Origin of the sequence: Empedobacter falsenii, from assembly GCF_013488205.1 — a bacterium.
Taxonomy (GTDB): domain Bacteria; phylum Bacteroidota; class Bacteroidia; order Flavobacteriales; family Weeksellaceae; genus Empedobacter; species Empedobacter falsenii_C.
This window is the reverse complement of the sequence record NZ_CP040908.1, coordinates 3,433,309-3,446,005: the sequence shown is the minus strand read 5'-3', so window position 1 is coordinate 3,446,005 and position 12,697 is coordinate 3,433,309. Positions and strand designations below refer to the sequence as shown.

At 30.7% G+C, this 12,697-nt stretch carries 13 protein-coding genes and 1 tRNA gene; 8 read left to right on the top strand and 6 right to left on the bottom strand.

Translation table 11 applies throughout. From position 1 onward, the window contains the following. Positions 1–5 precede the first annotated feature (5 nt). Together FH779_RS16110 and FH779_RS16105 are read left to right on the top strand one after the other, a co-directional pair. Positions 6–452, top strand: coding sequence for a lipocalin-like domain-containing protein (locus tag FH779_RS16110; RefSeq protein ID WP_180905428.1), 447 nt, complete (start codon positions 6–8; stop codon positions 450–452). Positions 453–540: 88 nt separating this feature from the next. Next, on the top strand, positions 541–993 hold the full coding sequence (locus tag FH779_RS16105; RefSeq protein WP_180905427.1) for a lipocalin-like domain-containing protein: 453 nt from the start codon (positions 541–543) through the stop codon (positions 991–993). 36 nt (positions 994–1,029) lie between these two features. On the opposite strand, the gene nth is transcribed toward FH779_RS16105, so the two are convergent. Next, a complete protein-coding gene (gene nth / locus FH779_RS16100; protein ID WP_180906877.1) occupies positions 1,030–1,650 on the bottom strand; it encodes an endonuclease III in 621 nt (206 codons plus the stop codon). Positions 1,651–1,765: 115 nt separating this feature from the next. On the opposite strand from nth, the gene FH779_RS16095 reads away from it, so the two are divergent. From FH779_RS16095 to FH779_RS16080, 4 genes are all read left to right on the top strand, one after another. After that, positions 1,766–3,538, top strand: coding sequence for a mechanosensitive ion channel family protein (locus FH779_RS16095; protein ID WP_180905426.1), 1,773 nt, complete (start codon positions 1,766–1,768; stop codon positions 3,536–3,538). 146 nt (positions 3,539–3,684) lie between these two features. Next, positions 3,685–4,140, top strand: a complete 456-nt coding sequence (gene bcp / locus FH779_RS16090) for a thioredoxin-dependent thiol peroxidase (protein WP_115002189.1) — start codon at positions 3,685–3,687, stop codon at positions 4,138–4,140. 11 nt (positions 4,141–4,151) lie between these two features. Next, positions 4,152–5,213, top strand: a complete 1,062-nt coding sequence (recA, locus tag FH779_RS16085; RefSeq protein ID WP_180905425.1) for a recombinase RecA — start codon at positions 4,152–4,154, stop codon at positions 5,211–5,213. Between the two features lie 87 nt (positions 5,214–5,300). After that, a complete protein-coding gene (locus tag FH779_RS16080; protein ID WP_180905424.1) occupies positions 5,301–5,885 on the top strand; it encodes a hypothetical protein in 585 nt (194 codons plus the stop codon). Between the two features lie 120 nt (positions 5,886–6,005). On the opposite strand, the gene FH779_RS16075 is transcribed toward FH779_RS16080, so the two are convergent. Then, positions 6,006–7,448 (bottom strand): TonB-dependent receptor, encoded by a 1,443-nt coding sequence (locus FH779_RS16075; protein WP_180905423.1) that lies wholly within the window; start codon positions 7,446–7,448, stop codon positions 6,006–6,008. Between the two features lie 42 nt (positions 7,449–7,490). Here FH779_RS16075 and FH779_RS16070 point away from each other — a divergent pair, with 42 nt between their 5' ends. Together FH779_RS16070 and FH779_RS16065 are read left to right on the top strand one after the other, a co-directional pair. Then, positions 7,491–8,273 carry an MBL fold metallo-hydrolase gene (locus FH779_RS16070; protein ID WP_180905422.1) on the top strand — a complete coding sequence of 261 codons (783 nt, stop codon included), beginning with the start codon at positions 7,491–7,493 and terminating at the stop codon, positions 8,271–8,273. 60 nt (positions 8,274–8,333) lie between these two features. Further along, a tRNA-Leu gene (locus tag FH779_RS16065) sits at positions 8,334–8,414 on the top strand. A 36-nt stretch (positions 8,415–8,450) separates the two neighbouring features. Here FH779_RS16065 and FH779_RS16060 read toward each other — a convergent pair. From FH779_RS16060 to zupT, 4 genes are all read right to left on the bottom strand, one after another. Continuing rightward, complete coding sequence (locus tag FH779_RS16060) at positions 8,451–8,777, bottom strand: hypothetical protein (protein WP_180905421.1); 327 nt, start codon at positions 8,775–8,777, stop codon at positions 8,451–8,453. A gap of 288 nt (positions 8,778–9,065) precedes the next feature. Then, positions 9,066–10,859 (bottom strand): L-type lectin family protein, encoded by a 1,794-nt coding sequence (locus tag FH779_RS16055; RefSeq protein WP_180905420.1) that lies wholly within the window; start codon positions 10,857–10,859, stop codon positions 9,066–9,068. A gap of 6 nt (positions 10,860–10,865) precedes the next feature. Beyond that, positions 10,866–11,588, bottom strand: coding sequence for a hypothetical protein (locus FH779_RS16050; RefSeq protein ID WP_180905419.1), 723 nt, complete (start codon positions 11,586–11,588; stop codon positions 10,866–10,868). Between the two features lie 238 nt (positions 11,589–11,826). Further along, positions 11,827–12,609 (bottom strand): zinc transporter ZupT, encoded by a 783-nt coding sequence (gene zupT / locus FH779_RS16045; protein ID WP_180905418.1) that lies wholly within the window; start codon positions 12,607–12,609, stop codon positions 11,827–11,829. Positions 12,610–12,697: the final 88 nt, after the last annotated feature.

Genomic DNA, 12,697 nt, shown 5'->3' with positions numbered 1-12,697 from the left:
ATCTTATGAAAAAAATTATTTTAATTCTATTAATCTTATTCTCTTCAAAAATTTTTTCTCAACAATTAAAACCTGATAATGTGATTGGTTTTTGGAAATTACAAGAATCTGGCTTTTATGAAAATGGCAAAAAAGTGTCTAAAGAATTTGATGATTGTCGGTTAATGAGAAATTATACAATTTGGGATAATGGATATGCTATTTATAATTATGTAGAAGGAAATAATGGCAATTGTTTTCCTAGTGAGCCTCGATTAACATTGTGGCGAATTGTTGATAATAGAATTCAATTTTACATTGATGATTATATTTTTGAAGATAGAATTGTGAAAATTAATCAAGATAATACGATAACTTTTGAAACATATATTGATAAAAAAATTGTAGATTCAGATAAAGAATTCGAGAAAATAGCAAACACAATCAGTTATGATATTTTACGTAAACAATAAATAAGGAAAATAAGTTTTCAGGTTTATTTTTTATATTCACTTTACGTCATTCAAAATCTTTATTTTTACCAGATAATTATTGAACCGAATGAAAAATATATTCAGCCTATTTTTAGTATCAATTTTATTTCTTTCAATTTTTTCGTGCAAAGAAGACGATTCATTGGCAATATCGCAAGATCAATTATTGCGATCTGGAAAATGGCAATTGAAAGAAATTAGAGAAACGAAAGGAAATATAACGACAACAGACAAACTATTGGCTTGTGAACGTCAATCTATATTAGATTTTTCGGATGTTAAGAATTATAATTCTAACATGTATAAAACCGAAAAAGGGAATTGTGTGCAAGAACAAACGACAGGAACGTATGTGTATAATACGTCTAAAACAAAACGTTTGTTGACAATGGAAACAAAAGATACAACGTACAATTATTATGTGAAGCAGTTAGATCCAAAATATTTGGTTTTGCAAGATACGTTGAGCAAAGTTGATACGATAAAGCTTCGTTTGCAAGTTTTTGAAATTGTAAAATAATAAAGAAAAATACCTTCCATTTTGGAAGGTATTTTTTTATTCGAACATTTTTCGAGTAATAAAATCTTTATCTAAACTCCAAGCGCGTGCGGGAGAATATTCACGTCCATAATAAATGATTTGAATATGTAATTTGTTCCACAACTCTTTTGGAAATATTTTTTTTGCATCTTTTTCTGTTTCCTCAACATTTTTTCCTTTTGTCAATTTCCATAACTTCATCAAACGATGAATATGTGTGTCGACAGGAAAAGCTGGATGACCAAACCATTGCGACATCACAACCGAAGCAGTTTTGTGTCCAACGCCAGGTAATTCTTCTAATTCTTCAAAACCTTCGGGAACTTCTCCATCGTATTTTTCGATTAAAATTTCGGATAATCGTTTGATATTTTTGGCTTTTGTGTTTGATAAACCAATCTCACGGATATAATATTTTATTTCATCTACTTCTAATAACGACATTGCTTTTGCATTAGAAGCTTTCGCAAATAATTCGGGTGTTACTTGATTCACTTTTTTATCTGTTGTTTGGGCAGATAATAAAACGGCGATCAATAATGTAAAAGCATCTTGATGGTCTAATGGAATTGGTGGAACTGGATATAATTTTTCCAATTCATCAATCACAAATTGGATACGTTCTTTCTTTAACATCATAAGTTCTGAGACTTTTTGTGTAAAAATAGAAAATCAAATTTATTTAAAAACTAAGAATCAATTTTAACACTTTTGTTCATAAATTTATCGAAGATTTTTAGATATAACAAAAGTGTTAAAAAATATATTTATTGTTCTTTTCTCATTCTTCTTTTTTTGTTTTTCGAAAGGACAAGATTCTTTGCAAAAGTCATTAGAAAAACGATTAGTAGAATTTTCAAATCAACGTAAAGAGGATTCGATAAAAAGAATTGAATTAGAGAATAAATTTGCAGGAATACAAATAACTTCTAAAGAAAAGGAATCACTATTAAAAGAGTTGAAATTCCTAAAAAGTAGGGATTCTATTGTTACAAAACGATATAAAGACAAAATTGATTCTTTAAGATTAATTAATAAAGGAGTTCCAGTTGTACCTTTTCACGATACGTTGTTTATTGTATATAGAGGGGTTGGAGGTTTTACAATGAAAGAACGCGCTCGTTCTATTGAAGAAAAAATTATAGAATTAGCAAAATCATATGATTTTAACAAAGACTCAATAAAAGTATCAAGCGATGAAAATCAATATTTAATCTATTCTGATGAAGATATAATAGCAAGTGTTGGTTTGCAAGATGCTTTATGGGAGAATACTTCTTTAGATAAATTATCTGATAAGTATGCTAATGTAATAGCGGATTCTATAGAAAAACACCGTTCAGATGTTAGTTTACCAACTTTGGCTAAAGGAACTTTATATGCAATATTGTTAATTTCTGTTGTAAGTTTTTTAATTTTTTTAATAAATAAAGGTACATATTGGCTAAAACTAAAACTATTTAGAAATAAAAGAAATATTTTATCTCCATTTACTAAAAAGAAGTTTAAGTTCTTTAACGAAAATAAACAAATAGAGTACTTGTGGTTTTTAGTAGGAATAATCCGCTGGCTTATAATTTTGATTTTAATATATTTAGCAATTCCTATTTTATTCAATTTTTTTCCTTCTACTCAAGGTTATTCAGCTGTTTTTCTAGAAAATCTGCTTACACCGCTTAAAAAAATAGCAAGAGCAGTCATTGATTATTTACCAAATCTATTAACAATCACAATTATTATTATAATATTTAGATTGATTTTTAAATTTTTAGATTTCATTTCTGAAGAATTGGATTCTGGTAGATTGACAATTAATGGATTTTATAAAGAATGGACAAAACCAACCTATCAAATATTTAAAGTACTTCTTTTGATATTTATAATGATTGTTATTTTTCCATACTTACCAGGAGCTAAATCTCCTATTTTTCAAGGTGTATCTGTGTTTGTTGGTATTTTAGTGACATTTGGTTCGGCTGGTGCATTAGGAAATATCATGTCGGGTTTGATGTTAACATATACTCGTGCTTTTTCTAATGGAGATTATGTCAAGATTGGTGACGTTACAGGAGAAATCATAGAAAGAAATTTATTAGTAACCAGAATACGTACCATTAAAAATGAGATAGTTTCTGTCCCGAACTCTACAGTGATGAATAGTCATACAACAAATTATAGTACAGATTCTTCGAATAAAGGTTTAATTATTTATACAGAATTCGCATTAGGTTATAATATTCCAATTGAAAAAGTTCATGAAGTCGCTAAAAAAGCAGCGTTAAAAATACCTGAAATTAAGAAAGATCCAGCTCCTTTCGTGTTTCAATTACGTTTAGATGATTTTTATATCACTTATCAAATAAATGCGTTTATTACAAATGCACATAATCAAGAAGTCATTTATTCTAATCTAAGAAAAGCTTTAGTTTTAGAACTAAACGAAGCAGGAATTGAAGTATTATCGCCACATTTTATGGCTTATCGAGATGGAACAGAACCTCAATTTATCAAAAAAGATATATAAAATAGGAATAAATAAAGAAGAATTTTTAAGCGACTTATTTTGGCGTTGTATAGCATTACATTTGTAGTATAAATAAAAGATTAATTAGTTAAATCAGTTATGATTCAAGATTTAATCATTATTTTTACGAGAAGTTCTAAAGATAAATCAAGATGTTAAAAATAGGAGATAAAGTTCCAGATTTTAAAGGAATTGATCAAGATGGAAACGAAGTTTCATACCAAGATTTTGCAGGAAAAAAATTAGTCGTTTTCTTTTATCCAAAAGCAAGTACACCAGGTTGTACAGCCGAAGCATGTGATTTGCGCGATAACGAAAATGCGTTGAAAGCTCAAGGTTATCATTTGGTTGGAGTAAGTGCAGATTCTGTGAAAAGACAAAAGAATTTTGCAGAGAAAAATAATTTACCTTTTCCTTTGCTTGCAGATGAAAATCACGAAATTTTGAATGCTTTTGGGGTTTGGGGACCAAAGAAATTTATGGGACGCGAATTTGATGGAATTCATCGTACAACTTTCATCATTGATGAAAAAGGAGTGATTACAGATGTAATCGAAAAAGTGAAAACAAAAGAACACGCAAAACAAATTTTAGAAAAATAAAAAATAATATAATGAGCGATTTAGACAATAAAAAGAAAGCGTTACAGCTGATCTTAGATAAGATGGACAAAGCTTACGGGAAAGGAACTGTAATGCGTATGGGAGATTCGGCTGTTGATGATAAAATAGAAGTAATTCCTTCTGGATCTTTAGGATTAGATTTAGCGTTAGGAGTAGGAGGTTATCCTCGCGGACGTGTTATAGAAATCTACGGACCAGAATCTTCTGGTAAAACAACATTGACTTTACATGCTATTGCTGAAGCCCAAAAAGCTGGTGGTATCGCTGCTTTTATTGATGCAGAACATGCTTTTGACCGTTATTATGCTGCAAAATTAGGTGTCGATGTAGAAAACTTAATTATTTCTCAACCAGATAATGGTGAGCAAGCGTTAGAAATTGCAGATAACTTAATTCGTTCGGGAGCGATAGATATTATCGTAATTGACTCTGTTGCGGCTCTTACTCCAAAAGCGGAGATTGAAGGTGAAATGGGAGATTCTCGTATGGGATTACAAGCGCGTTTGATGTCGCAAGCTTTACGTAAATTGACAGGAACAATCAATAAAACGAAATGTACAGCAATTTTTATTAATCAATTACGTGAAAAAATTGGGGTAATGTTCGGTAATCCAGAAACAACAACTGGTGGTAATGCCTTAAAATTCTACGCATCTGTACGTTTGGATATCCGTCGTTCTACTCAAATCAAAAATGGAGATGAGGTAATCGGAAATCATTCGAAAGTAAAAGTGGTTAAAAATAAAGTTGCACCTCCATTCCGTCAAGCAGAATTTGATATTATGTACGGTGAAGGAATTTCTAAAGTTGGAGAAATTTTGGATATGGGTGTTGAGAAAGGAATTGTAAACAAATCTGGTTCTTGGTATTCATACAACGATAGCAAATTAGGACAAGGTCGAGATGCTGTAAAAGAAGTATTGAAAGATAATCCTGAATTGGCAGAAGAAATTGAAGCTAAAATTGTCGCATTAATCAAAGGTGAGCCAGTAGATGGAAAACCTTCTATTGATAATCCAGCTGACGAAGCAGAATTATTTGCTGAAGATTAATTCGAAAGAATTTTTATATAATGATTTTTAAGCTCTGAGGAAACTCAGAGCTTTTTTGTTATCTTTAAAATTCACTAATATTTATGTATGAGAAAAATATTTTTATTTGGTTGTATTTTATGCTTTTTTAATTCTTGTTACTCACCAAAATATGCATTAACAGATGTATTATTAAATCCAGATAAGAAATTAGTTCATCTTGACAAAACCTTTTTATTGGTTAAAAATAATTTTCCATTTAATGCTGTAAAATTTAATGAAAAGGTTGATAATGATTTCAAATCTCTTTTTGGTTCTCAATTATATCTTCAACAAAATTTTATAGATTTTGATGTAAATGATTTTAAATATCAATTGACGGAAGATGAATTAATTTTAATAAAAGAACAGACAAATAAAGATTATTTATTACTGTTGAAAACATTATTAAAGCCTGCTTATAAAAATGGTAAAAAAGATAATTCAATGAATAATAATCAGGTGAAAAGAGAGTATCATATTATTCTTGAAGCTTATGATTTACAAAATTTAGAAAAGATTTATGCGAAAGAATCAGGATCAATTTTAGAGTTTAAACATGAAGGAGTTTCGGCTTCTACTACTTCAGATGTTCAATTGGAAAAGACTTTTCAGCTTTTATTTAATGATTTTAAAAATTTTATCAATAAATAATGAGGTTATTAAAATAAAAAACCACTTCTGCAGAAGTGGTTTTTTATGTTGAATTTATTTCAACATCGCATATTGATTATGATGAGAATCTGAAACGAGTTCAGATTGACATACTAGAATTTACTCCAACATATATTTCAATTTGTAGCCAAACATTCCACGATCTTTGATCATATCAGCAACACCTTCTGGGCATTCATTTTCCCAATCTTGTTCGGCATTGGCGATTTTTTCTAAAATTCGGCGAGAATAAGAATCTAAATAACCTCTGTTGTAATTCAAAATATCTTGAACTCTTCCGTTATACAAGAAATATTTGTACAATTCGTGCACGCTATCACTTACTTGTAGATTTTTCGACGTCAACAAAATATCTTTTTCTTTGTCTAAATATGGATACAGATAAACTTTTACATTTTTCTTGAATAATTTTCCGAAAGCTTCCATAATTCCGCCTGGTAAATCGGCATAGTATTGCTCATTGAAAATTTCGACCAAATTATTAACACCCATTGCTAAACCAACTTTGGTTTGATTTCGGGTGAATTTCGAGAAATAATCAACCAATTTATAATATTCAGAAAAATTAGAAATGATAACATTGTAACCTAAACTACCAATAATATCAGCGCGATCTAAGAAATCACGTTCATTCAATTCCCCTTCAAAACCAGAAGCAATCAAGTTAGAAAGTGTAATCTCAAATAAAATTTCGGTATTATCTGTTCGAACATCATCTTCCTGTTTGAAAATTTCTAAACCACCTTTGAACATATCCATATTTACATTCATAAAAGGACGGAAAGAGCCACGAACAGCGAAGATATTTTTCTTGTATAATAAATCGGCAGGTAAAATATTTTTTCCTTGTGGATTGAAAACCGCAACATCAGTCATTCCATTTTTAACCAATTGAAGCGACATCAAACGATTATCAACATATTTGAATTGTGGACCACGAAAGTTAATCATGTCAATTTCTAACTGATCTTTATCCAATGTATCGTACAAAGATTTGATTAATTTTCGAGGATTATCGTAGTAATAATAAGCACCGTAAATCAAATTAACACCCAAAACACCTAAAGTTTCTTGTTGCAATTGAGCTGTATTTTCTTTGAATTTTACGTGAAAAATAATTTCGTTTGCTTTTTCTTCTTCTGCATTCAATTTGAAACGTAAACCAATCCAACCTTGACCTTCATTTTTCTTCGAATAATCAATTGTTGTCACTGTATTTGCATACGTAAAAAATGCTTTTTCTTTGTAGTGATCGTGTATTAGACGCTCTTTCATCAATTCCATCTCATGATCCAGCATTTTTTTAAGGCGAGCTTGTGTCACATAACGACGATTTTCTTCTACACCATATATCGAATCGGACATTTCTTTGTCATAAGCACTCATCGCTTTTGCAACAGTACCCGAAGCAGCACCTGCGCGATAAAAAAAACGAACGGTCTCTTGACCAGCACCAATTTCTGCAAAAGAACCGTATATTTTCGGATTCAAATTGATCTCTAAAGCTTTTTGTTTAGGAGTAAGAACTTGTTCTAATGCCATATTTTAATTTCAAATAGTTTGTGGTAAATTTACCAAATCATTATGGCTAAATCAAATATAAAAATACATTTTTTAGGAACTGGGACTTCGCAAGGAATTCCGATTATTGGTAGCGATCATCCAGTGTGTTTGTCAACAAATCAAAAAGATAAACGTTTGCGTTCTTCTTTGTTGTTAGAAAAAGATGGAAAGGTTGTTACGATAGATAGTGGACCAGATTTTAGACAACAAATGTTGCGTTATAATGCGCAAAGGTTAGATGGAATCCTGTATACACACGAGCATAATGATCATGTTTTAGGATTGGATGATATTCGTCCGTTGGTTTTCAAATCGGGAGAAGATATGAATGTCTATGGTTTGAAACGAGTTTTGGATGAAATACATAATCGATTTCCATATATGTTTGCTGAACATAAATACCCTGGAGTGCCTACGGTGATTGAAAATGAAGTTGAAACGGAACAATTTTCGGTTGCCGGATTCAACATTCAACCCATAAAAGTGATGCATGGTTCATTGCCTATTTTAGGTTATTTGATTGATGATAAAATAGCGTATTTGACAGATGTAAAAACGGTTCCTGCTGAATCTCTTGAAAAACTTCGAGGCGTGGAAATTTTGATTATAAGTGCATTACGAGTAGAGCAAGAGCATTTTTCACACATATTGTTGGATGAAGCGATTCGTTATTCAGAGTTGATAGGAGCCAAGAGTACATATTTTACACATATTTCGCATCATTTAGGATTTCATGATGAAGTAGACAAAGGATTACCAAAAGGTAAACATTTGGCTTACGATATGTTAGAAATTAATCTGTAAAAAGTTTAAAAAATAGTTGGAAAAATAAATAAAGTAACACTATATTTGCAGTCCATAAAGGCTCGGATGGCGGAATTGGTAGACGCGCACGACTCAAACTCGTGTTCCTTTGGAGTGTGGGTTCGATTCCCACTCCGAGTACTAGATTAAAGCCCGAAACAAATGTTTCGGGCTTTTTTATGATCTACACTTTCCTTTATGTATAATTTTTACATCAAACTTTCTGCCTCTGTCATCTATAAAAGTAGTTTCATTTTCATAAAATTCAGGGAGCTTGTAATGAGATCGATCTAACCAGCCTCCATTTGGCCAATTAACCTCCTGAAGATGATTGTTTTTAGCAGTTATTGTTAATTGGTATATTTTGGTTTTCTCTCTCGTTTTTATGCGGACTTTTGCACAATAGGTTCCATCTTCAACGTTGTCATTTAAATTATGCGAATCTGAAATTGACGAGCACCCAAAAATTAGGGTAAAACAAAAAAGTAAAACTGTTATTTTCATAAATTGTCTATTTAATCTTGATTTAACAATCAGATAATATTTAGTTAAGCTGTTCAAAAAAATCTTGAAGTAAGTTTGCTGTAACAAAATCCTCATGTGTTAATTTATATCATTTCTCAAAATTACTTCTCTTTGCGGGAAGTTTTTTTGTTTTTTATAAATTATCATTTTATTTCTATAAAATGATTGACTAAATAAGATGACTCTTTCTTTAAAAATAAATATTTTTTCAGATGTTAATTATTTTTCAGATATAAAAAAACCTCTATAATAGAGGCTTTAGTCGTTTTATAAAGAAGTGGTGACATTTTTATTTGTAATAATATACGGCTTTGCACAATTTGAAGAACTGGTTGTGATGGTAATTGTACTTACAGCAGACCTGTATTCTTCATCTCCCAATACTCCACCATTTACACCTGTTTTTGGTTTATTTTTTATAGTATAATACATATTAAAGGTATTATTCAATGCAGCACCGTTAGAGATAGGAGTGAAAACAATATATGGATCTTGTGGAGAAAGGTTAATTCCGTTCTCTTGGTAAATATATTGGAAAGTTCCAACTCCTGGAATCGTATATAAATACTGGTTAGGTGTTACTTTTTCATATTTTCCACTTGAATTCATTGTCATAAAAGAAAATGATGAAGTATCAATATGATCCATACTTGGGGTTGAAACGGTATGAGTCATTTCTTTTAAGTCTACTACAGATGTTGTAGGCGTACCTTCGTATCTTTCAATGTATTCATCATTGTTATAGGCCGTGTCATTGATTAATGGATGACCTATAATAGTTGGAAAATTATTGCATACATTACTATATGCATCATTTATTGCATTTGGAGAATAGGGTAATGCAATATTTACATTTCGAACCAATTGATTTTGGTAATATAAACCAGTCGATCCGGTAATAGCCATTTTTAAAGTAGTTGGCGCTTTCCCATTGAAATTAAGTGAGCTAAATCCAGATGTAGTTGTCGCATTATAAGAATTAGGATCATAATAATTTCTGATAGCATGACTAGCTGTGTTTTTCGCACTTATTCTGAATTGTTCATTTTTTGCAATTGTATTTCTACCTGTGTTTGTTTCTATAATAACATCTACAAAATAAGATTCGATAACTTCATTGATGGTTGTTCTATCGGGATTATAATATTCTCTTTTACCTTTTCTGAACTGTAAATGAGCTTTGCGATAACCAGTATTTTTAATATCTTCAGTATATACTCCGCTTCGAATATTAAAAGGATTAAAGCCAGAAATTTTTCTAGTTCCATGCCCTCCATTATTATTAGCTGCTAAAGAAGCTCCGTTTGTAACACCATTTGCAGTACCATCACTGGAAACTTGTGTATTTACTGTATACAATACTGGATAACCTCTTGAATTATCAGAATTTGTCGTATTCTGAATCCATTTAGGCGAATTGGCACTTCCCCTAATTGTAAAATAACTTGCTTTGTTCCTGTTAGATGAGTCACCTTGGTAGGATAATTCTGTGAAATTTGAAGAGCCTGACTGTGGGTTAACACCGTCATATACATTAGATCCACTTACGGTATACAATCCATTTCGCCATTCATTTGTTTCTCTCCTTACCCGATGGAAATTACCAAAACTGTCAAAACCGAAAGCTAAATAACCATTGGTAAAACCAGAGGTATTGTTATTACCATTTGTTCCTTTAGAATACGTATAACCTAATCCTGCACCACTGGATCCCATTGAAGGGGTAGTTGTAGAGCCATCAAAAAGGACTAATGCTATACCATCAGCTTGGTTGCTGCCCCCCCATTGGAAATATTCGAAATCAATGTTAAATCCTCTATTTGTATTAAAGTTGATTCCGTTTAATTCAATTCCATTAAATTTACTTCTTTCTGCTGGAGTTAATAATATTCCTTTTGTTTGGGTTCCGTTAACGGTTGCATTTACAGATACACCTGTACTTCCGTTAATTAAATTATAACTTCCACTGGTTTGAAGTGAATTACTATAAGGAAAAGTTTGTGCATTTAATTGCAAACAGATTCCTGTTAATAGTGTTAATGTTAGTAAGTTTTTTTTCATATTATTTTAGTTTTTAGGAACAAAAACAATATTCATAAAAGTCTTGTCTGTAGCAGCACCGTTAACTTTATAACTTAATATTCCACTTGAATTGATGGATACATCATAAAAAACTGATTTATCGTATCCTGTAACAACATAATCCAAATCTCCTGAAGAACTATATACAGGAATAGTAGCAATTGTTCCTGTAGGTCCATAATTTACATTTGTTTCAGTTCCTGTATTTGTAAATTGTTTTTTATAATTCTCATATATATTATATGTTCTTGCAGTAGTAGTATATGAGGTATCCAATATCATACTTGGTGCATAAAACCATTTTAATTGAGAAGGAGTATTGCTTGCTGCTTTTACAGAATACCAGGCTCCGCCAGAATAAATGAACTCTTGAGCTGTTTTTGAAGGAATTTTAAATGAATTATAAGAACCTTCAAAATTTGTATCATTATAAATAACAATACGTTGTCCATTCTGTATGTTGCTTCCTACTGGAGCAGTAGTAGAAAATACAATTGTAAAATTTGCGGTACCTCCTGTGATTTTGTAAAATGCATTTTTTATATCTAACGTTGCGGTTGAACCTGATATAGCAACAGAAGATTCTCTTGTAGCGAAGCTACCATTGACATCTAAGGTAGTTTTAGGATCATTTGTATTGATTCCTACCTGTGCTACAGAAAGCACAGAAACACTTAATAAAAGTGCAGAAAATAAGGTCTTTTTCATAATGAATAGGTATTAGATTGTATTATCTCTATGTTAAAATAGAAATATAGTGTGATACTGTAAATTTTAAAAGTTTAAAAATTTACTACTCTTTATTTTGGAGAAAGTGGATTGGTTTGGTCATGATTGGTCGGTTTTAGTAAAAAGTTTGACAAATATATGTAAAATATTAAACAAGTTATCTGATTATTAAATATTTAACATTTTATAAAAGTAGATGATTAAATTATTTATAGACCTATAAAAACAATACCAAGCTGACAGCCATGATAAACATCCCAAATACAATTCCGTAAGTAGATAATTTTTTTCCTGCATATTCCTTTGCTGTAGGAATTAATTCGTTAATACAAATATAAACCATCATTCCTGCTACACCTGCGAAAATTGCTCCAAAAATAGATTCATCGAAAAACTGCAATAAAATAAAATAGCCAATTAATGCGCCAATAGGTTCTGTTAACCCAGATAAGAATGAGTATAAAAAAGCTTTTTTTCTGTTTTTTGTTGCGTAGTAAATTGGTATGGCAACAGCAATTCCTTCAGGAATGTTATGAATCGCGATGGCTGATGCAATCGAAATTCCATAAGTAGGATTTTCTAATGCAGATAAAAATGTTGCCAGACCTTCAGGAAAATTATGAATAGATAAAGCTAAAGCTGAAAAAATTCCTAAACGTAAAAGTTTTTGATCATGAGTTTCAGATTGTTTTTCATCGGGATGTTGATGAGGTAAAATTTTATCAATTAAAATAATAATCACTATTCCGGTAAAAAAACCTAATAAGGTATAGGTGTAACCCAATTTTTCTCCAAAGACAGAAGATAATGATAGTTTTGCTTTCGTTAGAATTTCAACAAAAGATACGTAAAGCATCACGCCAGCAGAAATTCCGAGCATCATTCCTAAAAATTTTGGATTGAATTTTTTGTAAAGTAAACATAAAATGCTACCAATTCCGGTGCTGATTCCCGCAAGAAAAGTTAAACTAAAGGCAAATATCAAAGGGTTTGAAAACATTAATTTAAATAAGTTAGATTAATCTAACAAATGTAAACTTTTCTTTGCTTTGAATCAAAATAAATTAACAACAGAATAATTTTTCAAT

Coding starts and splice junctions, on each gene's coding strand:
- FH779_RS16080 (WP_180905424.1), top strand. CDS start 5,301: ATGAGAAAAATATTTTTATTTGGTTGTATTTTATGCTTTTTTAATTCT.
- FH779_RS16070 (WP_180905422.1), top strand. CDS start 7,491: ATGGCTAAATCAAATATAAAAATACATTTTTTAGGAACTGGGACTTCG.
- zupT (WP_180905418.1), bottom strand. CDS start 12,609: ATGTTTTCAAACCCTTTGATATTTGCCTTTAGTTTAACTTTTCTTGCG.
- FH779_RS16050 (WP_180905419.1), bottom strand. CDS start 11,588: ATGAAAAAGACCTTATTTTCTGCACTTTTATTAAGTGTTTCTGTGCTT.
- recA (WP_180905425.1), top strand. CDS start 4,152: ATGAGCGATTTAGACAATAAAAAGAAAGCGTTACAGCTGATCTTAGAT.
- FH779_RS16055 (WP_180905420.1), bottom strand. CDS start 10,859: ATGAAAAAAAACTTACTAACATTAACACTATTAACAGGAATCTGTTTG.
- FH779_RS16060 (WP_180905421.1), bottom strand. CDS start 8,777: ATGAAAATAACAGTTTTACTTTTTTGTTTTACCCTAATTTTTGGGTGC.
- FH779_RS16110 (WP_180905428.1), top strand. CDS start 6: ATGAAAAAAATTATTTTAATTCTATTAATCTTATTCTCTTCAAAAATT.
- FH779_RS16075 (WP_180905423.1), bottom strand. CDS start 7,448: ATGGCATTAGAACAAGTTCTTACTCCTAAACAAAAAGCTTTAGAGATC.
- nth (WP_180906877.1), bottom strand. CDS start 1,650: ATGTTAAAGAAAGAACGTATCCAATTTGTGATTGATGAATTGGAAAAA.
- FH779_RS16105 (WP_180905427.1), top strand. CDS start 541: ATGAAAAATATATTCAGCCTATTTTTAGTATCAATTTTATTTCTTTCA.